This window comes from Parabacteroides sp. AM58-2XD (assembly GCF_003463685.1).
Lineage (GTDB): Bacteria > Bacteroidota > Bacteroidia > Bacteroidales > Tannerellaceae > Parabacteroides > Parabacteroides segnis.
Genome location: NZ_QSDP01000013.1, coordinates 1 through 22,497 on the forward strand (window position 1 = coordinate 1; position 22,497 = coordinate 22,497).

The window sequence follows — 22,497 nt, forward strand, 5'->3', positions numbered from 1 at the left end:
TTAAATTGTTATATCTCTATGCTCAGAATTCGTATTTATTTCAAGTTATTGACGGTATTAATTTCTAATACTTGTACTACTTGTTGATATGTAAATCTTTCAAAGAACTCTTATTGTTACACTCGCTTTATTTTAGCGAACGTGGATGCAAAGATAAGAACTTTTATTTCATACTTCCAAATGTTTTAGGAAGTTTTTCTAAAAGTTTTTTTCATCATGTTTTGCAGTGCCGTTCTCTCTCGAATGCGGATGCAAAAGTAGTGCTTTACAACATACACTCCAAACTTTTATGAGATTATTTTTTCAACTAAATCGTTACTGACAGACTATAATTCTGAACGACTGATCGTTACAGGCATAAAAAAAATTACAACAATCCACTTCACGGTTTCGCATCTATTATTATTACTTATATAATGTACGCGAGAAATACAATCCCTAACAGCCAGGTCGGTATAAAAAAAACAAAAGCCCCGTATCCTTCTGGATATGGAGCTTTGTTTACCTCTTTGGTTTTACCCGAGGTCAACCTAAATACGATTTGAGGAGCTTGCTACGTGTTCCTTGTCTTAATCTTCTGATTGCTTTTTCCTTGATCTGGCGGACGCGCTCTCTAGTGAGGCCAAATTTGTCGCCAATCTCTTCCAATGTCATTTCCTGACAGCCTATACCGAAAAACATTTTGATTATCTCACATTCTCTTTCGGTTAGTGTAGCAAGTGCTCGATCAATTTCTTTTGCCAATGACTCGTTCATCAACGATCGGTCAGCGATAGGAGCGTCGTCGTTCACAAGCACATCCAAAAGACTGTTATCTTCGCCTTCTACGAACGGTGCATCCACAGAGATATGTCTTCCGGACACCTTTAGAGTATCTGAAATCTTATCTACAGGAATATCCAGTTCATCTGCCAGTTCTTCGGGAGAAGGTCTACGCTCATTTTCCTGTTCGAATTTAGAGAAGGCTTTGCTGATCTTATTCAGCGAACCAACCTGATTCAACGGAAGACGAACAATTCTAGACTGCTCTGCCAAAGCCTGCAAAATAGACTGACGAATCCACCATACAGCATAAGAAATGAACTTAAACCCTCTGGTTTCATCAAATTTCTCAGCCGCTTTAATCAATCCCAGGTTACCTTCGTTAATAAGGTCAGGTAAACTTAATCCCTGGTTTTGATATTGCTTAGCTACAGAAACGACGAAACGCAGGTTAGCTCTGGTTAATTTCTCCAATGCTCTCCGGTCGCCTCTTTTAATTGCCTGTGCCAATTCTACTTCCTCTTCTACTGTAATAAGATCTTCACGGCCTATTTCCTGAAGATACTTATCAAGCGAAGCACTTTCGCGATTGGTAATGGACTTTGTGATCTTTAACTGTCTCATCCAATGTTTTTAATTGAGAAATATCAGGGTGCAAAGATAATATTATTTTTATTGACAAAATTGGTCGAGTGCACCCTACACCCGACCAATTATAAACCTTTAACAATCTTCCCGCCAAATAAGACGAATATAACTTTATTTTATTATTCGGCTAGATCAATAGCATATACTTTTGTACGTCCGTTCGGATAAAAACCTTTTACAACGATGTAACGATCATCTGCATTACCTTTCAAGACCTTGTCTACCAACTTTTCGAGTTGTTCGGGTGTAGAGATCTTCTGGTCATTGACAATCATGATAACGAAGCCTTTCTGGATTCCGGCATCTTTCAATTTGCCTTTCAACAATCCTGTTACTTCAATACCGTAGCTTACACCAAGTTCGCGTTTTTGTTTATCCGTCAACGCTTTAAAAGCGGCTCCAAGAACATCTGCACTGCTGTCACCTGCGCTCTTCACAACAGATGTGCTTCCTTGTGCATTACGAAGTTCCACAGTAAATTTCTTATTGCTTCCATTACGATCTACAGTAATTTCCACTTTATCTCCGGGACGATATTTGCTGATTTGTTCCTGCAAAGCATTAGCATTCTTTACTTTCGCACCATTTACAGCAATAATCACGTCACCTTTTTCGATACCGGCTTCTTTAGCTGAACTTCTTTCTGCGAAATCTGACACGCAAGCCCCTTCAGAGACCTTTATTTTCGACTTCAGTTCAGTCAACTCTTCTTTCAACTTACTATCCAGGTTCGGATAACTCAACTGATCAGCAATATCACCTACACTCATCATCAAGACTCCAAGGATTGCACGCTGTACAGTACCATACTGTTTCAAGTCGCTTGCCACCTTACCTGCAATACTGATAGGAACAGCAAATGAATATCCGGCAAAGTTTCCTGTTTCAGAATAGATAGCCGTGTTGATACCAATCAGTTCACCTTTTGTATTCACCAAAGCCCCCCCACTATTACCTGGGTTTACGGCAGCATCCGTCTGGATAAATGATTCGATTTTACTTCTGTCACCTCCCATAGAGATTCCACGGCCTTTGGCACTAACGATACCGGCAGTAACTGTCGATGTCAGGTTGAACGGGTTACCAACAGCCAGCACCCACTCTCCTACCTTCAATTTTTCAGAATCACCGAACGGAATAGTCGGAAGATCTTTTGCATCTACTTTTATCAATGCAATATCTGTCGTAGGATCCGTTCCGATCAGTTTAGCCGAAAACTTACGGTTATCATTCAATGTCACTTCCAATTCATCCGCCCCGTCAATCACATGGTTATTTGTGATAATATATCCATCTGTGGAAATAATAACACCTGAACCAGATCCGACACGAGGCTGCGGTTGCGGACGCTGAAAACCTCCTCCGCCTCTTCCTCCAAATCCGAAGAAGTACTCAAAAGGATCGACATATTGCTGCTGTCCTCTGCCATCATCAGCATACTGCTTGGCATTGGTTGTAGCTTTAATATGCACTACCCCATGCACGGTACTTTCTGCCGCTTGGGTAAAATCGGTATTTTCCGCTGCCACTGCATTCAATCCGGCATATCGAACAGGCTGGTTGAATGTGTTCGTAGAATCGGTGACATAAACCGGCTGTTTCTTATTCATTAAATAAGCACTTGTTCCAACGGCTGCCCCCGTACTAATCGCAGCAACAAGAACGACTCCCAGCACATTTTTCCACATTGTTTTCATACTTTTTCTATTTTATCAAACATTTAAATTTAACACTTTTCTTTCGACAAAGAAAGTTCAAAAAACGTGCGATTATTCCATTTGCCTATGATTTTTTATCACTTTTAACGACGAATTATACGGGGTTAACGGCACTTAACAGTACTGTGTATTGCAAAGTACCTTTTTAACAATCATCCGCCTGTCAAATGGTCATGCTTTCAGTAATATAACAGCAGAAACGGCAGAATGTTCATATCAGTTGACAGATGACAGGTGACAATTGGCAGGTAAAAAAGGGGCATCCTTTGCTTATTAAGTAGTTCTTAACCTACTTATTAAGTAACTCTTCGCTTACTCGATAAGTAGCCTACCCTGCTACTTACTAAGTAAGCCGGCGTCTACTTAGTAAGTAACTCAAAAGCAACCCGAAAGACAACCCGTTCCTGTCTTTCCTCAAAATTGTCAATTATCAACCGCCAACTGTCAACTAAAATAGTTATCTTTGTCGCATTGCAGCCTGTCGGTCTGTCGCTCATCTTCGGATGTGAGGAAAGTCCGGGCAACAAAGAGCACCATACTTCTTAACGGGAAGTTGTCCGCAAGGGCAAAGTAGTGTAACAGAAAATAACCGCCGGACTCGTCCGGTAAGGGTGAAAAGGTGAGGTAAGAGCTCACCGGGTCCTGTAGCAATACGGGATGCCGTACGCCTTATGGGTTGTAAGGTCATGTATACCGGCGTATGTAGGATTGCTCGTCCGATGCCGGGGGGTAGACCGCTAAAGCTTGCCGGTGACGGTAAGACAAGATAAATGGCAGACACTCCAACTTCGGTTGAAGCACAGGACCCGGCTTACAGGCAGGCTGCATTTTTTTATTCATCCGGCAAACACCTTTTGCCCCTACAAATCACAGCATGAAGAAGAAGACGGATAAAAAGACTGCTGATAAAAAGCCGCTGATAGAACGGATCAACGCCTTGCTGACAAGAACCATTCGTTTTGTAACTTACGACATCTGGAGAATTACAGAAAATGAAGTAAGCGGCCTGAAAGAACGTTATATCAACACGATCAAAACAGTCATACTTGCCGTACGCGGTTTCAACAGCGAGAATCTGCAAACAAAGGCATCCGCACTTACTTACAGCATCTTTCTGGCTATTGTCCCCTTATTGGCAGTATTGGTCGGCATCGCCAAAGGTTTCGGCTTTCAGGCTACTGTCCGGAAAGAACTGCTCTATTATTTCCCCGGACATAAGAACGAACTTAATAAAGCATTCCAGTACGTAGAGAATTATCTGGCACAGGCACAAGGCGGCGTCATCATCGGGATCGGTCTTGTCCTGTTGTTCTATACGGTCATCAACCTGATCTCCTCCATCGAAGATACCTTCAACGATATATGGCAAATAAAAAAGTCACGTCCATGGTACAGGAAAATATCAGACTATCTGGCGCTCTTCCTTATATTGCCGATACTGATGACTGCCTCCAGCGGACTTTCCATCGTCGCCTCCACCTTGCAAAATTCATTTCTGAGCAATTACCTTTTTTTCACGCCACTGGTCGAACTTGCCCTGAATGTTGTACCTTATATTATTACCATAATGGCTTTTACTGGTCTTTATGTATCATTGCCTAACACAAAAGTCAGGTTCATCAACGGCCTGATGGCAGGTATAATTGCCGGTTGCGCCTTTCAGTTCTTCCAATTTATTTATATCAGCGGACAGATCTGGGTTAGTAAATACAATGCTATCTATGGTAGTTTTGCCGCCTTACCTTTATTATTACTATGGTTACAATTATCCTGGCTGATCTGCCTTTTCGGGGCTGAATTATCTTATGCTTCACAAAACGTAAAGAAGTTCAGCTTTGAACGTGACAGTAAGAACATCAGCCGCAGATACAAGGATTTTCTTACGCTGCTTATATCTTCCCTTATCATAAAAAGGTTTGTCAAAGGAGAGAAACCCTATACGGCAGACGAACTGTCGGATGCCTACCGTATCCCCATCCGCCTCACGACAGACATACTTTATCTGCTTACCGAGCTGGGAATCATTATAGAAGTAAATTATGGAGATGATGAACGTGTCGCCTATTATCAGCCGGCCATCGACATAAACAAAATAACGGTAGGCTATCTGTTTGCCAAGATGGATGAATATGGTTCTGAAAATTTCAAGATAGACACCTCCAAACTTTTTACCAAAGAATGGCATGCCCTGCTGAAAACCCGGGAAGATATGATTAAAGCAAACGATAATATCTTACTCAAAGATTTATGAACACCTCAGACCTGACGCACGGCCCGGTTTGGAAAGTGATCGTACGCTTTGCTTTACCATTACTTATCGGAAACTTATTGCAGCAACTCTATAATATTACCGACAGTATTATCGTCGGACAATTTTTAGGGAAAGAAGCATTAGCAGCCGTTTCCGCCTCTTTCTTTATATATTACTTTATTATATCACTCGTTATCGGTGTCGGAAGCGGAACCTCCGTTGTCGTTTCGCAATTCTTCGGAGCCAAACAATATGACAAAGTGCAACGTGCTTTCTCCTCCTTTTTCATTTTTATGCTGGTAGCAGGTATTGCCCTTTCAATTGCCGGAATCATATTCGCCGAACCTATCTTCCGCCTGACCAACACGCCGGAGGAAGTCATACCCGATGCCGTCGCTTATTTCAGGATTTATATAGGAGGAACATTCCTGTTCGTCACATTCAATAGTATTATTTCCATATTAAGAGGCGTGGGAGAATCCATACGCCCTATGATCTTTATTTTCATCACCACCGTATTGAATATCGTCCTCGATTTACTATTTATCGTTGGCTTCGGCTGGGGGATCGAAGGAGCGGCACGTGCAACCGTCATAGCACAGGGTATCGGAATGTGTGTGGCTTTAGGTTATGTAAACAACACCCACCCGCTCCTATCCATCAAAAAACAAGATTTACTGTTCGACATGAAGCTATTCAAAGAAGGATTGAAAATAGGACTCCCCACCAGCGTACAACAATGCGCGATCGCTTTGGGACTGATTGCACTTCTCGGAATAGTGAACGGCTTCGGCACCGATACCCTGACCGCTTACGGTGCCGCCGGGAAAATCGACACGATCATTACACAAGCTGTCCTGACACTATCCGGCGCACTGGCTGCATTCTGCGGACAAAACATCGGAGCCGGCCGCTTCGACCGTGTACGCAAAGGACTACGGTTCACCATGCTGGTCAATGTCATATTCAGCGTGGTCACCTTCACAGCTATTTACTTCTTCGGGGAGGAAATGATGCGCGCCTTCACCAACGACCAGGCAGTAATTGCGATCGGAAAAGAATATTTACTGATCATCGGGGGATTCTTCATTGTGCACGGAGCTTTGAATATCTACAATGGTGCACTTCGGGGAGCCGGAGATACGATTTTCACAATGGTGACCAGCCTGCTTTGCTTGTGGCTAATCCGCATTCCGCTGGCTTACCAGCTAAGTGCCTGGTACGGCCGTCAGGGAATATGGTGGGCTATCGGGATCAGTATCGGCATAGGATTGGTTATTACGTACATATATTATAAGACCGATATCTGGAAGAAAAGATGCGTTGTAAAATAAACGGCAGAACGTTTCGGGATAAATGCCCGGTCACTCTGCCGTTATTTCTTTACTAAAAGAGGAAATCTTTCATTTGAACTGCATCATTTTGCTGATGTATTTACCGACGATATCAAATTCCAGATTTACTACAGTTCCTTTTTCAATCCGGCAGAAGTTTGTATTATCGTGTGTGTAAGGGATGATAGCCACCTCGAAACTATTCTGCTGTGAGTTGCAGACAGTCAGACTGACGCCGTTTACACAAACAGATCCCTTTTCCACGGTCATATATCCCTGTTGCGCCATCGCCTTGTCGAAAGTATATTCAAATGTATAATACCAGCTTCCGTCCGCTTCGCGTACATTCGTACAAACAGCCGTCTGATCCACGTGCCCCTGAACGATATGTCCGTCCAGACGACCGTTCATCATCATGCTTCGTTCAAGATTTACCAGATCACCGACTTTCAGCAGTCCCAAATTGGAACGGTCCAGCGTTTCCTGGATAGCCGTCACCGTATAAGTTTCATCGGTCAGGTTCACCACTGTCAGACAAACGCCGTTATGTGCCACACTCTGATCGATTTTCAGCTCATTTACAAATGAACACTTCATCGTGATATGCAGGTTTCCCTGATCTGCATTCAACGCAACTACCTGAGCAGCTTCTTCTACAATTCCTGAGAACATAGTATTGTGTTGTTTAAATTAATATTATCAGGTTCAAAGATACGAAAAAACACTATATTTGTCGTTAGTAACTTAATCTATAAAAATTATGGACGCACAAAAAGTGGATATGTTCCTCATGACAAACAGTAGCAAACTACCTGCCAGTCATATACCTATCATCAGGGATCGTCTGTTGGACATGGACGAATCCAAGCTGATTTATTTACAAACCTGCGATTTCAAAGACCCGACTATCATACTTATTATTTCCGTTTTCCTCGGTTCATTGGGTATCGACCGTTTTCTGATCGGCGATGTAGCCTTGGGTGTCGGCAAACTGGTCACTTTAGGCGGTTGCGGGATCTGGATGATTATCGACTGGTTTCTGATCATGGATGCGACGAAAAAGAAGAACCAGGAACAGTTGCAGAATATATTAATGTTCTAATCCCTGCTACTTGTGGGAAAAAGAAATAAATATGCATATCTTGCTGTAACCATTATAGCGGGATATGCATTATTATCATTTCCTTGCATTTTCCACACAATGACAGGATATCCGTGTCCGGCCTGCGGAACGCGTCGTGCAATTCTTACCCTACTGAACGGAGATATAGGCGATTCAATCCTCATCAATCCTTATGGATTCCTATTTGTTTTGCTGGCTGTCTTCTTTGTTACAGGTATCGTTTTTGACTTCGTACGAAAAAGGCAAACGTTCCGGGATTGGCTGAAAAAAGCGGAGCGCAAGCTGGCAAATAAGTATATTCTTACATTCATTATTCTATTAACAATACTGAACTGGATATGGAATATCCACAAAGGATTGTAAAAGAACCAGGAAATACTTATATTTACACATTATAAACCTACTGACTAAAAATATGGAAGCTGATAAAGTCGATAAATTCCTCCTGGCTAATGAGAGTAAATTTCCTGATTACGAAATTCCCATCCATAAGCTGCTCAATCTCCCCCCGGAGAAAGAAACTCTTTTAGAAAACACCCATTTCAGAAGTCCGGGGATAATACTACTAATCTCCATTTTCCTCGGTGTGACCGGTTTGGACCGCTTCCTGATCGGGAACATAGGCAAAGGCTTTGGCAAACTTCTGACCGGCGGCGGCCTCGGGATATGGTATATTGTCGACTGGTTCCTGATCACCGGGGCGACCAAGCGATATAATATGAATAAGTTGATGACGCTCCTATCATAAGTCAACCTAATATTTTGTATATTGCCACTGTATTAATATTAATAAAAACAATTATATATGGAAACTACACAAGATCCGATAGACCGGCTTTCTCAATCAATGATGGACCATTCGATATGCCGCAGAGCAATATTAATATATACGCTACTGACCGGGTACTCGCTTTTCGACTCTATCCAGACTAAAAAGAATTATACGAAATGCAACATCACGTATAAAGACGCAGAGTTCATCTCTGACCGGTTCGGAGAAATAACAGGTATAGATATTGCTCCTGAAAAATTTCTGCACGATAAAAACCAGCTGGCCGACGAATTGCTTGACGATTATCAGGAATATCAGTCTTTACTGGCAAACTACGACGAGAATACGCGCTCCATGGTTATAGCGTTTTACCAGTTTTTGTTTTATTATCGCAAATTGCCTCATGAAGTAATCCTGAGTTTAGAAATTGCTTTGTCTGCATTTCTGAAATATGTATCCGGAAATATCAATAAAAAGGAATTAAAAAAACAGATTATCAACTTCGATATTCTCAATCAAAAAACTATCAAAGTAGACTCTATGTATGTACGTCACAATTTCGTCTGCATGGAAAAAGACTTCAACGACATCTGCCTCAAGAAAGCAAACAGGATACTGAAACAGGCAGGCGAAGCCCCACTGAGCAAGTATACAATAGATGTCAGCATATAAGACACTACCAAAAAAATAGAGGTAAAGCCTAAGCCTTACCTCTATTATATAAGATATGATCTCTCTATCTTATTTTGCCTGTTCCAACTGCAATGTCTTAGTCGGTTCGTCGCAAACTTCTGTCGGACCGAAGTACTGGATCGGACCCGGATAAACGTAGCTGGTAGTCAATGCCCATTCGTCGCGGTTAGCAGCGAATTTCTTGAAAGGAGCACCATCCAGTTTAACCAACGCTTTCTGGATAACCGGCTTCATTTCGCCATGACGTTTTTCCATGTTCATCATCATTGTTACAGGGATACCACCGGCAATCCACTTTTCAGCAGGAGCAGTCGTATTACGTACAGATGACATATAACCGGTCTTACCAGCTGCGATCAGGCAAGAAGCAGTGTAACCTAATGAATAGCAATAGTCTGCATCGTAGTTAGACGGAGCAGCGCAACGTCCTTCATAACCGAAGAAGTGATGCAATGCAGAGAATTTACCGTTATATTTACCGGCTTTCTTCCATTCGTCCAATTTCTTGCCAACCATTTCAGACAGCAATTTTTCTGTTTCGATCAGAGAAACCTGAACGTTTCCGTGCGGGTCGCGGTCCAAAGACAACTGACGGGCAACGCCTTCCGGAAGAGAAGCATACAGGTCAGAGTTTTCTTTAGTCAGCTTGCTGATGATATAAGCACGCTGTTCGCTCTTCTTGATCATCTTGAATTCAGCATCGTGTTTAGCCAGGAAGTCGTTCAGTTCGGCGATCAGACGTTTCATAGCCGGAACGAATTCGATCAGACCTTCAGGGATCAGTACGGTACCGAAGTTGTTGCCAGCTTCTGCACGTTTAGCAACGATCTCTGCAATATAAGTCACGATATCGTCCAAAGACATATTTTTAGCTTCCACTTCTTCTGAAACGATAGCAATGTTCGGCTGAGTCTGCAAAGCACATTCCAGTGCGATGTGAGATGCTGAACGGCCCATCAGTTTGATGAAGTGCCAGTATTTCTGAGCTGAGTTACAGTCACGTTGAATGTTACCGATAACTTCCGAGTAAACTTTACAAGCAGTATCGAAACCGAAAGAAGTTTCAATCTGTTCGTTCTTCAGGTCACCGTCGATAGTCTTCGGACAACCGATAACCTGTACACCAGCGTTGATAGCTTTGTAATATTCAGCCAGTACGCAAGCATTTGTATTAGAGTCGTCACCACCGATAATAACAAGTGCCTTGATGTCCAGTTCTTTCAGGATTTCCAGACCCTTGTCGAACTGTTCTTTTGTTTCCAGTTTAGTACGACCTGAACCGATCATATCGAAACCGCCTGTATTACGATATTCGTCGATAATATCAGCAGTCAGTTCCATATATTTGTGATCGATCAGACCACCGGGACCCAGGATAAAGCCATACAGGCGGGAATCCTTGTTTGTAGCCTTCACACCGTCAAAGATACCGGCAATCACATTATGACCACCAGGAGCCTGACCACCGGAAAGGATTACACCTACATTGATAGCAGGCATTTCTTTCTTTTCGTTGCTCTTTTCAAAAGTAACGATCGGCATTCCGTACGTGTTAGGGAACAGTTCCTTAATTTCTTCCTGATCGGCTACTGATTGAGTGTATTCACCATCTACGGCTTTTACAGCACCTTTCAATGCAGCGGGTACCTTAGGCTGGTAAGCTGCTCTTGCAATTTGTAATGCGCTCTTTGTCATTTCTTAATCTGATTTATATAGATATTATCTGATTCTTATCTAAAAGCGGTGCAAATATAGAAATATTTCTCCAATCATGAAAGATAAGAATAACCGATTAGATCTTTATTCCGCATTTTTCTTCAGCCACTCGAGTCTGCGCATATCGGCAGATGCTTTACTTCAAAGTGTTCAAACTTCGCATTGAAGCCGTTCCCGTCGGGACAGGCAGCCATAAAACCAACCTTTACCGGAATATTATCCTGCAACCAGGCGTTACGCATCATAGTATACGTTTTATCGTCGAACGAATAGAATATTTCTACCGCATCCAGGCGTCTGACTGCTTTGATCCAGATATACGGAACAGGCTTATCCAGCGAGATCACGCTCCAGTCGCTCGTTTTATGGGTAACGACAGTGCTCAGATTGAATTTTCCGTCGACAAACTCGATACCCGCCTTTATATAATTCTCATGGTCGATACGGAGCATCAGTCCGGCCTGGTCGAAACGTGCTTTATACTCGCCTGTCACCTTCACCTTTACTTCAAACTCGCCGCCATAAGTGGCATAATAAAAAGGAGCATCATCGACCGTAAACCCATAATGGGAGATACGCCAGTAATCGCTCTGCGGAGTGACAAACATGGATAAAGCCTTATCATTTATCTCCCACTTTGCCGGTTCATTGAACCATTGCATCTTTTCCAACGTCTGTGCAGACGTCATTTGTATCGACAGGAAAACCAGTGCTCCCAAAATCATTTTCTTCATTATTTTCTTCAATTATAAATTGGTCGGATTATATAAGTCAGTCCTTATTATTGCCTGCTCTAGCTATTTAAGACCACTTGATAAATGTCTCATGCAAAGATATTGAGATTTATTGAAAAACCGCCTAGAAATCTTTCAATATCCCCATCATAGCTGTTCTCCGTTTATACGCCTGACGGAAAACATCCACAAGGAGGCGGACTTCCTGCTCTCCTCCTTTCAGCTTCAGCATTTCTTTCAGTGCTTTTGCCACGTATTCATAATGCGATCGGTCTGTATTCTTTTCGGCATAAACCTGAACATGTGAACTAAAACGCTCCAACAAATCTTCCGGATAATCATCTTTTAAATAACGGGAATAAATCAATAGAACATTCAATGAAGAATTACGTCTCAGAAAGTTCTCCAGCCGGGCAACATCTCCTTCTTCCACATAAATATCAGCTTCTACCGAAGAAGTCCAGCAACTTGCCGAAAAAGGAGTTTGTTCGATCAGTTCACTAAAAAAGGAATCCCATTCCCCGACCGGTATCAATTGTTTTAATAACCGGTAATAATCCATATTACCTTTCTTTTCAATAAACAAATCTTTAGCGGTACTTATGACATGGGGAATATCCTGCATCCGTTGATAGATTATTAATTTCTTATTCTTCCATTTATGGATATTATAAGACTGTTCTTCCTGCTCCTCCAGGCGAATGCCTTCTTCCAATGTCGACAAGGCTTCTTCATACTTTTCGGCATCGATCAAATCGTCAACCCGCAAATTTCTTATTTCCGGCAAGAAAAGATAACGCATGGTAGTTGCTTCCGCTTCTTCATTACGATCCAACAGATAAAGCAGATCTATTTTCTTGCTTACAAAGGCGGAAAGACCGGCATCCGACTCATCCAGTCCTGCCAGTTCCTTTTCGACACGTTCCAGCACCTTAGTCAATGGCAGGGCATTCATCTCAAATTCATCCCTGAGTTCCTCGATTTCATAGATACAATATTCCGTATAAGCCGATAGATCGCATATTTCGTCTAAGGATTTCAGGATATCATCTTTCAGAGATTGAGGAACTTCCTGGTTATTTCCCAACGACATCAAACCTTCTCCGGCCATATAACAATCACCTGAAAGAGCAAAATCATTATCGTAAGAAGCATAATACGAATCTTCTTTATAATGTTTGCCTATCGAACGAAGCATTTGTAAAAAGATAGAAGCTGCATCCCCAAACGACTTCTGTTTCATTAGAAACTCTGCTTTCTTCTCATAAACGGACAGTTTGCGTGATATTTCGTTCAAATCGACTTCGTACGAATAACGTCTTCCGGATCTCCCATATCCACTGCCGGACGGTGAGGATAGAAAACACCTTTCCACTTCCTGACAATAATCCGTATCAAGGCTCTCTGTATTCCGATCAGGAATAAATTGTTGTTTCAAAGCATTCCTGAAATCAACATGATGAACAGCGTATTCCGATAAAAACGACATTAATTGCTTCTTGTCTGCGATAGCAAGTATCTCGTTGATTTCAGCTTTGACAGTCTCAGAAGAAAAGTCCCTGCTCTTACTCTCCGTCTCTTCTGCCTGGATAAAATATTTTTCCGTCTTTTCCTTTCTCTGATCGTTAACAATGTGGCAACCACATGCTTACACATATCTCCTTCATAAGGACAATCACAGATATAATCCATGACCTTATCATCTTCAAGGGTTACTTCCACTGTATAATCCTCAGTACCCAGAACAGTTGCAACCCATTCCTCGGGAGAGTCTTCTTCCAGATTTTTCACTGCTCCCTGCCTATAATAAGATATACCGCGCTCCCATATCTGAGGAAGCGCATAATTTTCAAAATTCGATAGTGTTATCATGATGTTCGTTTTGCAAGAATACAAAAGTACATGATTCCTGGAAGAAACGGTAATGTTCATGTGCAAAAGATAAAATTATCACCGGAATAGTTTCATTTATCCCTTATATTACTTGCTTTTACCCCGGACATGTATTACCTTTGGAAGGCAGGTAAGTTGTTGCCGACGCTGTCGGTAAAATAAATGACAGTGTCGGCAAAGTTTTCGACAGTGTCAACAATATTGCCGACAACGTCGACAACAACTTACATAGGCAGAAAAGTAAGATTCGGACGCACCTTGTCAAAGATACATCCGAGGTAATAATAATTATACCAGTATTAAAATTAAACTACCATGGGAAGAATTAAATTCGGAGTATACAAGGCACCAAACACCAGCGGCAAGGAGCAACAGTCTTGCGCCCGGCTTATATCCAAAGGGACCATGCGGATGGAAGACATTTGCGAATACCTCTCGGATTCGTGTTCGCTAACTTCGGCCGATGTGAAAGGGGCGATAGAGGCGCTGACCACCTATATCGGACGGAACTTATCGAACGGCTATTGTGTGGAACTGGAGGGATTAGGACACTTCTCCCCTGCTCTCAAGACGTTACAGAAAACGGATGAAAAAGGCAGGACTGTCTTCTTTGCCAGGGCAGACGGGGTGAACTTCCGTTGCGCCAAACGGTTGAGGGAACTGGTCGACAAGGACCGCCCACTGAAAATAAAAAGAGAGAATGTCACTTCAAATGAACTGACGGACAGGAAAAATAAGATGCTTAAATTCCTGCAAAACAATCCGTATATCAATCTGACGGATTATGCAGGAATAAACCATTGCAGCCGTTACCGGGCAACTGAGGACATGAAACTGTTTGTAAAAGACGGCATAGTCAGTAAGATGGGATACAGGACGCACCGGGTGTATTCGCTGCCACCCAAAGAAGAGGAAGAATAATAAGAGTATCCAGACTACGTGTGAGCATTGGGAAACTTCCGAAAAAAAGATATATCTTTGTACTTGATGTAACTTAAAAACAGCAAGGAAGATGAAAAATACAGATTCGGAGCTTAAAAACAAGATAGAATACATTATCGCCGTAATAAGCGAGTTTGCCGCAGCCCATTCGCTCAATACATCGCAGGCTTATCGCTATCTGGAAAGGTTTAAAGGCATTGACTTTGTAAACCGTTTCTACAATGTGGAACATACGCTTTCGTTTGAAGACGTAGTAGAAGACCTTACGGCCTATTGCCACAGGAAAGGAGGGGCGTTGGTATGAAACATACGCACGGCTTTATCAACCTTAACACGGGACTCTACAGCCAAAGTACGGCTTATGTAGTATCTTGAAAGAGAATTGGCTACAGGAAAAGTAGCCTGATTATCATTTCTTTCCCGTATGGGAAGGAAGTTCATAATAAAGAGGCGTGTGGTATTCCCATATCACACGCCCCAGCCCCTCACCTAAAGGGGAAAAACTCTCTCATCGTTAATTGAAATAATATGTGTATATTGAAAAACCATCTGCTTAGTTGCCGGCAGGCTTTTGGTAAAGCATTGTCTTACCAGGCAATGACAGGGAGGCCGGACAGGCATCTGCCGACACTGCACGTTTGAAGGCCGGCTTGTCACTCATCACAAAATGCAGGGATATACCGGATTTCACGTCATCATATGTCAGGTAAGATTTGTTGTATTTCTTGCCGTTTACATACATTTCTTTTATATAGACATTCTCCTTCGACCAGTTCTCGGTCGTCATCTTAATCTCTTTGCCGTTGCTCATCGTGATAGATAACGCCTCAACACAAGGGGAACCTACATTATATATATTACTGGAAGGAGCGACAGGATAGAAACCGGCACAGTTGAACATGTACCAGGCCGACATCTGCCCGCAGTCGTCATTACCGCTCAACGAACCGGGTTCGTTGCCGTAAAAACGATCTACTATTTCGCGTATCCATTTCTGGCATTTCCACGGCTTGCCCAGGTAATTATACAGATAAGCGACATGATGGCAAGGCTCGTTGCCGTGCCAGTAACCGCCGATACGTCCCTGGATATCGTGGGCGCCCGGAATATCGTCCGGCAACTCGACAGTAAAGAGTTCATCCAGCCGTTTCTCGAACAGTTTCTTTCCCGCCAGGTTGATATATCCCTGTACGTCGTGCGGAACGGTCCAGGTGTATTGCATCGTAAATCCCTCGGTGATATCTCCCCAGCCATTTACCGAACCCGGTCCCTGATAAGCGATCGGGGCAAACGGGGTGCGCCAGTTACCCTGGCTGTCACGGCCACGCATGTATTTGGTTTCCGGATCAATCAAAGTCTGGTAAGAGAGGGAACGGTTCAGGAAATACTTATAATCGTCCGTCTTTCCCAAAGTCTGGGCCGCGCGGGCAATGCAATAATCGTCGTAGGCATACTCCAATGTTTTGGAAACCGACTCGGCTTCTTTGTCGAAAGGAACGTAACCGTTACGATCGTAATCCGGCAGGCAATCGTAATGTTTATTCATTGCGGTTGTCTTCATGCTTCGTATGCCCGTTCGTAATCAAAACCTTTGACACCTTTAACGATCATATCGGCCAGAACGGATACGGCATGGTAACCGATCATACACCAGGTTTCGTTACCATAGAACGACCAGATCGGAAGCATTCGCTCCGTGCTCTTATCGTAATGGGCAAGCATGGAATTGGCGATATCGGCGTTCACGTCCTGATGCACCAGGTTAAACCAGGGATGCAGGGCGCGATAGGTGTCCCACAAAGAGAAAGTAGTATAATTCGTAAAGCCTTTGGCCTGTTCGATATTCTTGTCCAGTCCTCTGAAACGACCGTCGGCATCCTGGAAGATGAACGGATGCAAAGCCGCATGATAAGCAGACGTATAAAAGGTCTCTTTTGTCTTCCGGTCGGCTGTCACACGGTACTTTTCGAGTTCCTGTTCCCATAAGTCGATACCTTTTTCTTTCAGGCCGTCGAGGTCATGCCGTCCAGTTCCTGCATATTCAGTTGTGCCCCGGCTGTACTGACTGCCGATACGGAAGTTTTTACAATCACTTCTTCCCCCTCTTCCGTAGCAAAGGAAAGGCAAGCCATCAGGTTCTTTCCCCAGGCTTCGTTCGTGCTTCTGAAACGGGAAGTGTTGTAAATGACCGGCTTCTTATCCTGCATGATGTGGAAATCTTTCAGCTTTTTGGAGAAGACGGCGGTGAAATAGACATGGCGCTCCGGTCCCCAGCCTTTCACCAACTTATAGCCGGTCAGGGTCGAATCGTTCTCCATACGGAGATTCGACCATTCACAGGATTGCCATAGCGTATGGTTCAGGTCGATCATGATGAAAGACTTATCCGATTTGGGATAGGTGAAGCGGAACATTCCGCTACGCAGTCCGGCCGTCATTTCGGCTTTGACACCATAATCCTGCAACAGGACGGCATAGTAATTGGGAGAAGTCCACTCCTGGTCATGGGTATAGCGTGAACGGTAACCTTCATCGGGATTTTCGCGGGTTCCCGGATCGAGTTTCATTTCGCCGGTGCCGGGGACAAACAGGAAATCACCCAGGTCGGGGATGCCTGTTCCGCTCAGGTGCGTCAGACTGAATCCGAGGATGGAAGTATGGTTGTATTTATAACCGGCTGCCGCATCGTAGTATTTGGAGTCTGTATCCGGACTGATCTGGATACCACCAAACGGGATTTGTGCACCGGGATAGACATTCCCGTATCCGTCTGTTCCGACCAAGGGGCGGACGTAGTCGGTCAGTTTCTCGTTTTGGGCCATGCCTGTCAAGGTAAAACAAGACATGGCTAATAATGTATATATTCGTAGTTTCATATTTTATCAGATGTGAGCTAATTATAGTGACTGGTTGTAACTCGCTCCCCTCTTGAGAGGGGGAAGGGGGTGTGCATATCCTCACCTATATAACCACCACAATCAGAGCCGCTTGACTATTACAGGTTCATTTGCCGTCTGCTTCAGCTGACGGTTTACAAGTTGTTTCTCTCTTTTGGCTTCAGCCACATGTCTATTAGATAGAAAACTGTAAGAAATGGGACTAAAGTCCAATGAGATAGATTCTTTACTAATCCGTCAGCTGAAGCAGACGGCAAATGAACCTGTAACAAAGCCTGTTTTATTGACTGGCTACAACACACCCCCTACCCCCTCTCAAGAGGGGAGACAGGTACAACCTGTCACTATAAATAGCTCATTTTCTATTATTCTTTTATCTCTTTAGAGAATGAATAAGGTGCATCCTTTTCCTCTGTGCCACGGGTTTTGTTCGGGGTGGCGGACATGGTGCAGTTGATCGTCATGCCACGCAACAAGTCTTCGTGTGTCAGGTAGTTGCGGGTGTAATTCTTGCCGTTCACCTTCATGGTCGAGATGTAGCGGTTCGCGGCATCATTGTTGTTGGCATTGATCACTACCTTCTTGCCGTTTTCCAGATTCAGCGTCACGCTTTTGAATAGCGGGGAACCAAGGATATACTGGTCAGTTCCCGGGCAGACCGGATAGAAGCCGAGTGCAGAGAACACATACCAGGCAGAAGTCTGTCCGTTATCCTCGTCACCGCAATAGCCGTCGGGAGTGGCGAAGTACAGCTTGTCCATCACTTCGCGTACCCAATACTGCGCTTTCCAGGGTTCACCGGAGTAATTATAGAGATAGATCATATGCTGAATCGGTTGGTTACCGTGAGCATAATTACCCATATTCATGATCTGCATTTCGCGTATCTCATGGATTACACCACCATAATAACTGTCATCGAACAAAGGCGGCACATTGAATACGGAATCCATCATTGCGTTGAAACCGGACTTCCCTCCCATCAGGTCGATCAATCCCTGTGGGTCATGGAAGACAGACCAGGTATAATGCCAGCTATTTCCTTCCGTAAAGGCATCCCCCCATTTCAGCGGGTTGAACGGAGACTGGAATGTACCGTCTTCATTACGACCACGCATCAGCTTGGTTTCCTTATCGAACAGGTTCTTATAATTCATGGCATGTTTGGCAAAAACTGCTATTTCCGATTCCGGTTTACCCAATGCTTTTCCCAGTTTATAGATGGCCCAGTCATCGTAAGCATATTCTAATGTACGGGCGGCACTTTCGTTGATCTTCACATCATAAGGCACGTACCCCAACTTATTATAATAGTCGTAACCTAGACGGCCGGTCGATTTCACCTTCGGATGAACATTGTTCGCTCCGTGTACGACAGCCTCCCAAAGGGTTTCTATATCGTAACCGCGCAAACCTTTCAGATAAGCATCGGCAACAACCGAAGCCGAATTATTTCCTACCATACAGCCACGATGGCCGGGGCTCGCCCATTCCGGCAGGAATCCGCTTTCCTTATACGTATTCACCAAACCTTCCTGCATCTTCACATTCATCGACGGATACACCAGGTTCAGGAACGGGAACAGGCAACGGAAAGTATCCCAGAAACCGGTATCGGTAAACATATAACCCGGCAATACTTCCCCGTTGTACGGACTATAGTGCACGATATTCCCATTGGCATCCACTTCGTAGAAGCTACGCGGGAAAAGGACGGAACGATACAGGCAGGAATAGAAAGTACGCAGTTTGTCTACATTATCGTCATTCACCCGGATACGTCCCAACACTTCGTTCCACGTCTTACGACCGGCATCCGCTATTTCATCAAAAGACCGTCCGCCCAACTCTTTCAGATTCAACTCAGCCTGTTCGGGACTGATAAAAGAAGAAGCGACACGGGCATGCACAACTTCCCCGCGACGAGTTGAGAAACCGATGATGGCACCGGTATGGTTTTCCTGTGCTTCCGTTTCACCCTTGCGGATTTCGCTGTCACCGACCGTTGCCTTATAAGTAAAAGGCTTATCGAACACGACAACAAAGTAGTTCTTGAAATTCTCAGGAACACCTCCGCTGTTACGGGTGGTATAACCGATGATCTTATTTTCTTCGGGAATAATCTTAATATAAGAGCCACGGTCGAAAGCATCGACAATCACATACGACTTATCCGTTTCAGGAAAAGTAAAACGGAACATGGCGGCACGTTCTGTCGGCGTGATTTCCGTTACCACATCATGATCGGCCAGGTAAACACGGTAATAATTCGGTTTGGCCACTTCCGCCTTATGGGAAAACCAGCTGGCACGCTTATCCTGATCGAACACCACCTTACCGGTTATCGGCATGATGGCAAACTGACCGTAATCGTTTATCCAGGGACTGGGCTGGTGTGTCTGCTTGAAACCCCGTATCTTGTCGGCATCATAGGTATAGGCCCAGCCGTCTCCCATCTTTCCGGTTTGAGGCATCCAGAAATTCATACCCCACGCATTGCAATCGCCGGATAGGTATTTCCTGTGGACAAGGATATTTTCGACTGGGAGCCGACCAGGGGATTCACGTAATCCACCAGTTCGGTCTTATCCGCAGCCTTCATCGTGAAAAGACTGCTGCAAAAGGCAATAGCCAGAATAAATAACTTCTTCATGGAATATAGAATAATGATTAGTTAGCAGATAACGAATAGGGTTTGTCGTCCCCGGTAAATACACGCTTCTTATTCGGTGAAGAGGTCATTTCAAAAGTCAGCTCTCCCCCATTCATAATATCTTGTTGCGTGATATAGGCTTTTGTATACGGTTTGCCGTTCAGACGGACAGATTTGACATAGCGGTTCTTGTCGCTGACCTTATCCGCCCTGACTTCAAAAGTCTTCCCGTTTTCAAGCGATACCTTCATATAAGGCAGGTAGGGAGCACCCAACACATATTGGTCGGTTCCCGGACAAACGGGATAGAATCCCATAGCCGACAGGATATACCAGGCCGACATCTGGCCGCAATCGTCGTTACCGCACAGACCGTCGATATTATTTCGGTACATCTTGTTCATGATTTCACGCTGCCAGTATTGGGTTTTCCAGGGTTGGGTAGTCCAGACATACAGGAACGGGATATGGTGGCTCGGTTCGTTGCCATGCACATAGCCGCCTAAAAGTCCTTCTTTGGTAACATCTTCCGTTTCGGCAAAAAACTCGTCCGGCAGATGCATCGTGAACAGCGAGTCGAGTTTGGAAATGAAAGACTTGTCGCCTCCCATCAATTGAATCATATTGTTTACGTCCTGAGGGACATAGAAAGAATAGTTCAGGGCATTTCCTTCGATAAACCCTTCACCATGCGTACTCAACAGACTGAAGTTTTCTTTCCAGCGTCCGTCCGAATAACGGGGACGGGCGTAACCGATACTTGTGTCGAACACATTGATATAGTTGGCCGCCCGTTTTTTATATTGGTTTGCCACCCGGTCGTTTCCTGCCAGGCGGGCGGTATTATAAATCGTCCAGTCATCGTAAGCATATTCCAGCGTTAAGGAACCGGCACTTCCGTTATGGTCGAGTGCAACATATCCTTTTTCCATATATTCCTTCGTTCCGTCATAATAAGGAATGGTAGAACTGCTGACCATCGCTTGCAGGACTTCCTCCTTATCCAGTGGTAATCCTTTTGCCACGGCATCCGCCAGTACGGATACGGAATGATAACCGATCATACACCAGTTTTCATTTGCCATATGGCTCCATACCGGTAACGCTTTATGTACGCTTTGTTCGCAGTGTTTCAGCATGGAGCGGGCAATATCGGTATTTACCTGGCGGTTGATGATATTGAATAACGGATGCAAAGCACGGTAAGTATCCCAGACAGAGAAGACCGTATAGTTTGTAAAATCGTCGGCCTTGTGAATATTTCCGTCCAAGCCGCGGTACTGCCCGTCGACATCGGTATAGACACACGGATTAATCATGGTATGATATAAAGAGGTATAAAGCATAGCCAGCTGGTCGTTGTTACCTTTTGCCTCTATACAGGAAAGTTCCTTGTTCCAGGTATCCGAAGCCTTTGCCGCCAATTGGTCAAAGCTGTAACCGGATGCTTCCGCACGAAGATTCTTCAGGGCACCGTCGGTACTCACACCGGAAAGGGCTACCTTGACTTCTAATTCTTTGGAGGTTGCCGGATCGAAATCGAAATAGGCTACGATCTTCCGTCCGCCGATATCCGGGAAATTCTCTTTCATATTGAATTTGCCGTAACCACCACGGTAATTCACTTTCGCCTTTTCCTCGCAACCATAATGAATGACAGGTTTGGAGAAAGACATCGCAAAATAGGTGTAATTGGTCCGTGCCCATCCGTTTGTTATGCGATAACCGGTAACCAACGTATCATTCTCTACGCGGATATTCGTCCACAGGACTTTTCCGTCGTAATTGTAAATACCATGAATCATATCAAGAATAATACGCTGGTTTCCGCCATCGCCGGAAAAAGTATATTTATGAACTCCCACCCGTTTGGTGGTCGTCAGTTGCGCTTTTACGCCATAATCGGACAACATGACTTCGTAATAGCCGGGACGGGATATCTCCGTGTCGTGCGAGAAACGGGAACGGTAACCGCCGTCCGGATCGGTCGCTGTTCCGGGATTCAGTTTCAGGCTGCCGGTAGCGGGCATGATCAGTATGTCACCCAGATCGGAATGACCGGTTCCGCTGAAATGCGTATGACTGAAACCGACGATACTGCTGTCCTTATGCTGGTATCCGGCACAATATTCATAGGAACGGGGTTGATACTTGCCATCGACATTATGCGGGATCGTGTCGGTATCCGGACTTAGCTGCACCAGTCCGAACGGCACGCAAGCACCCGGAAACGTATGCCCCATCCCGTTTGTTCCGATGATCGGATTGACAAAGGATACTTTCTCCTGTGCCCACAGCGTTCCACCTGCCAGCGCAGCAGACAGAAATAAGGCTAAACATCTTACAGATTTCATAGGTATG

At 44.2% G+C, this 22,497-nt stretch carries 15 protein-coding genes, 1 other RNA gene and 3 pseudogenes; 9 read left to right on the top strand and 10 right to left on the bottom strand.

Translation table 11 applies throughout. The features are described 5' to 3' along the window. Positions 1-525: 525 nt before the first annotated feature. Positions 526-1,386, bottom strand: a complete 861-nt coding sequence (locus DXA15_RS04760; protein ID WP_005641668.1) for an RNA polymerase sigma factor RpoD/SigA — start codon at positions 1,384-1,386, stop codon at positions 526-528. 143 nt (positions 1,387-1,529) lie between these two features. Beyond that, positions 1,530-3,107 carry a Do family serine endopeptidase gene (locus tag DXA15_RS04770; protein WP_128133298.1) on the bottom strand — a complete coding sequence of 526 codons (1,578 nt, stop codon included), beginning with the start codon at positions 3,105-3,107 and terminating at the stop codon, positions 1,530-1,532. 494 nt (positions 3,108-3,601) lie between these two features. On the opposite strand from DXA15_RS04770, the gene rnpB reads away from it, so the two are divergent. The 3 genes from rnpB (at position 3,602) to DXA15_RS04785 (ending at position 6,713) form a co-directional block, all read left to right on the top strand. Then, positions 3,602-3,958: RNase P RNA component class A (rnpB, locus tag DXA15_RS04775), an RNA gene on the top strand. A gap of 44 nt (positions 3,959-4,002) precedes the next feature. Further along, positions 4,003-5,379 (top strand): YihY/virulence factor BrkB family protein, encoded by a 1,377-nt coding sequence (locus tag DXA15_RS04780; RefSeq protein WP_128133299.1) that lies wholly within the window; start codon positions 4,003-4,005, stop codon positions 5,377-5,379. Then, a complete protein-coding gene (locus DXA15_RS04785) occupies positions 5,376-6,713 on the top strand; it encodes an MATE family efflux transporter (RefSeq protein WP_007658647.1) in 1,338 nt (445 codons plus the stop codon). Before DXA15_RS04780 ends, DXA15_RS04785 begins: the two co-directional genes overlap by 4 nt. 69 nt (positions 6,714-6,782) lie before the next feature. On the opposite strand, the gene DXA15_RS04790 is transcribed toward DXA15_RS04785, so the two are convergent. Then, positions 6,783-7,385 carry a riboflavin synthase gene (locus DXA15_RS04790; RefSeq protein ID WP_007658648.1) on the bottom strand — a complete coding sequence of 201 codons (603 nt, stop codon included), beginning with the start codon at positions 7,383-7,385 and terminating at the stop codon, positions 6,783-6,785. A gap of 88 nt (positions 7,386-7,473) precedes the next feature. Between DXA15_RS04790 and DXA15_RS04795 the strand changes: the two genes are divergently transcribed. The 4 genes from DXA15_RS04795 to DXA15_RS04810 are packed head-to-tail and all read left to right on the top strand — an operon-like array spanning position 7,474 to position 9,280. Continuing rightward, on the top strand, positions 7,474-7,815 hold the full coding sequence (locus tag DXA15_RS04795) for a TM2 domain-containing protein (protein ID WP_128133300.1): 342 nt from the start codon (positions 7,474-7,476) through the stop codon (positions 7,813-7,815). Positions 7,816-7,827: 12 nt separating this feature from the next. Next, a complete protein-coding gene (locus DXA15_RS04800; protein ID WP_128133301.1) occupies positions 7,828-8,199 on the top strand; it encodes a DUF2752 domain-containing protein in 372 nt (123 codons plus the stop codon). Positions 8,200-8,251: 52 nt separating this feature from the next. Then, positions 8,252-8,584, top strand: coding sequence for an NINE protein (locus tag DXA15_RS04805; RefSeq protein WP_128133302.1), 333 nt, complete (start codon positions 8,252-8,254; stop codon positions 8,582-8,584). A gap of 57 nt (positions 8,585-8,641) precedes the next feature. Further along, positions 8,642-9,280: a hypothetical protein gene (locus DXA15_RS04810; RefSeq protein ID WP_128133303.1), complete on the top strand. Its 639-nt coding sequence runs from the start codon at positions 8,642-8,644 to the stop codon at positions 9,278-9,280. A gap of 69 nt (positions 9,281-9,349) precedes the next feature. On the opposite strand, the gene DXA15_RS04815 is transcribed toward DXA15_RS04810, so the two are convergent. From DXA15_RS04815 to DXA15_RS26000, 4 genes and pseudogenes are all read right to left on the bottom strand, one after another. Next, on the bottom strand, positions 9,350-10,996 hold the full coding sequence (locus tag DXA15_RS04815; protein WP_128133304.1) for a diphosphate--fructose-6-phosphate 1-phosphotransferase: 1,647 nt from the start codon (positions 10,994-10,996) through the stop codon (positions 9,350-9,352). Between the two features lie 105 nt (positions 10,997-11,101). Then, positions 11,102-11,751 (bottom strand): annotated as a pseudogene (locus tag DXA15_RS04820) (DUF1349 domain-containing protein). 124 nt (positions 11,752-11,875) lie between these two features. Beyond that, positions 11,876-13,048: a hypothetical protein gene (locus tag DXA15_RS25450; RefSeq protein WP_199676220.1), complete on the bottom strand. Its 1,173-nt coding sequence runs from the start codon at positions 13,046-13,048 to the stop codon at positions 11,876-11,878. Between the two features lie 191 nt (positions 13,049-13,239). Further along, positions 13,240-13,623 (bottom strand): SWIM zinc finger family protein, encoded by a 384-nt coding sequence (locus tag DXA15_RS26000; protein ID WP_233566840.1) that lies wholly within the window; start codon positions 13,621-13,623, stop codon positions 13,240-13,242. Between the two features lie 336 nt (positions 13,624-13,959). Between DXA15_RS26000 and DXA15_RS04830 the strand changes: the two genes are divergently transcribed. Together DXA15_RS04830 and DXA15_RS04835 are read left to right on the top strand one after the other, a co-directional pair. Next, the gene (locus DXA15_RS04830) at positions 13,960-14,565 is read left to right on the top strand and encodes an HU family DNA-binding protein (RefSeq protein WP_128133305.1); all 606 of its coding nucleotides are present in this window, start codon (positions 13,960-13,962) and stop codon (positions 14,563-14,565) included. Between the two features lie 91 nt (positions 14,566-14,656). Beyond that, entirely contained in the window at positions 14,657-14,890 is a 234-nt protein-coding gene (locus DXA15_RS04835; RefSeq protein ID WP_007658665.1) for a DUF3791 domain-containing protein, read from the top strand. A gap of 249 nt (positions 14,891-15,139) precedes the next feature. On the opposite strand, the pseudogene DXA15_RS04840 reads toward DXA15_RS04835, so the two are convergent. From DXA15_RS04840 to DXA15_RS04850, 3 genes and pseudogenes are all read right to left on the bottom strand, one after another. Then, positions 15,140-17,462: pseudogene (locus DXA15_RS04840) on the bottom strand (GH92 family glycosyl hydrolase). 386 nt (positions 17,463-17,848) lie between these two features. Then, positions 17,849-20,136, bottom strand: a pseudogene (locus DXA15_RS04845) (GH92 family glycosyl hydrolase). A gap of 17 nt (positions 20,137-20,153) precedes the next feature. Further along, complete coding sequence (locus DXA15_RS04850; RefSeq protein WP_128133306.1) at positions 20,154-22,490, bottom strand: GH92 family glycosyl hydrolase; 2,337 nt, start codon at positions 22,488-22,490, stop codon at positions 20,154-20,156. Between the last annotated feature and the right edge of the window lie 7 nt (positions 22,491-22,497).

Bases quoted from the DNA above. Each gene is read 5' to 3' on its own strand.
- DXA15_RS04795 (WP_128133300.1), top strand. From the start codon at position 7,474: ATGGACGCACAAAAAGTGGATATGTTCCTCATGACAAACAGTAGCAAA.
- DXA15_RS04815 (WP_128133304.1), bottom strand. From the start codon at position 10,996: ATGACAAAGAGCGCATTACAAATTGCAAGAGCAGCTTACCAGCCTAAG.
- DXA15_RS04760 (WP_005641668.1), bottom strand. From the start codon at position 1,386: ATGAGACAGTTAAAGATCACAAAGTCCATTACCAATCGCGAAAGTGCT.
- DXA15_RS26000 (WP_233566840.1), bottom strand. From the start codon at position 13,623: ATGATAACACTATCGAATTTTGAAAATTATGCGCTTCCTCAGATATGG.
- DXA15_RS04785 (WP_007658647.1), top strand. From the start codon at position 5,376: ATGAACACCTCAGACCTGACGCACGGCCCGGTTTGGAAAGTGATCGTA.
- DXA15_RS04805 (WP_128133302.1), top strand. From the start codon at position 8,252: ATGGAAGCTGATAAAGTCGATAAATTCCTCCTGGCTAATGAGAGTAAA.
- DXA15_RS04780 (WP_128133299.1), top strand. From the start codon at position 4,003: ATGAAGAAGAAGACGGATAAAAAGACTGCTGATAAAAAGCCGCTGATA.
- DXA15_RS04770 (WP_128133298.1), bottom strand. From the start codon at position 3,107: ATGAAAACAATGTGGAAAAATGTGCTGGGAGTCGTTCTTGTTGCTGCG.
- DXA15_RS04835 (WP_007658665.1), top strand. From the start codon at position 14,657: ATGAAAAATACAGATTCGGAGCTTAAAAACAAGATAGAATACATTATC.
- DXA15_RS04850 (WP_128133306.1), bottom strand. From the start codon at position 22,490: ATGAAATCTGTAAGATGTTTAGCCTTATTTCTGTCTGCTGCGCTGGCA.
- DXA15_RS04810 (WP_128133303.1), top strand. From the start codon at position 8,642: ATGGAAACTACACAAGATCCGATAGACCGGCTTTCTCAATCAATGATG.
- DXA15_RS04830 (WP_128133305.1), top strand. From the start codon at position 13,960: ATGGGAAGAATTAAATTCGGAGTATACAAGGCACCAAACACCAGCGGC.
- DXA15_RS04790 (WP_007658648.1), bottom strand. From the start codon at position 7,385: ATGTTCTCAGGAATTGTAGAAGAAGCTGCTCAGGTAGTTGCGTTGAAT.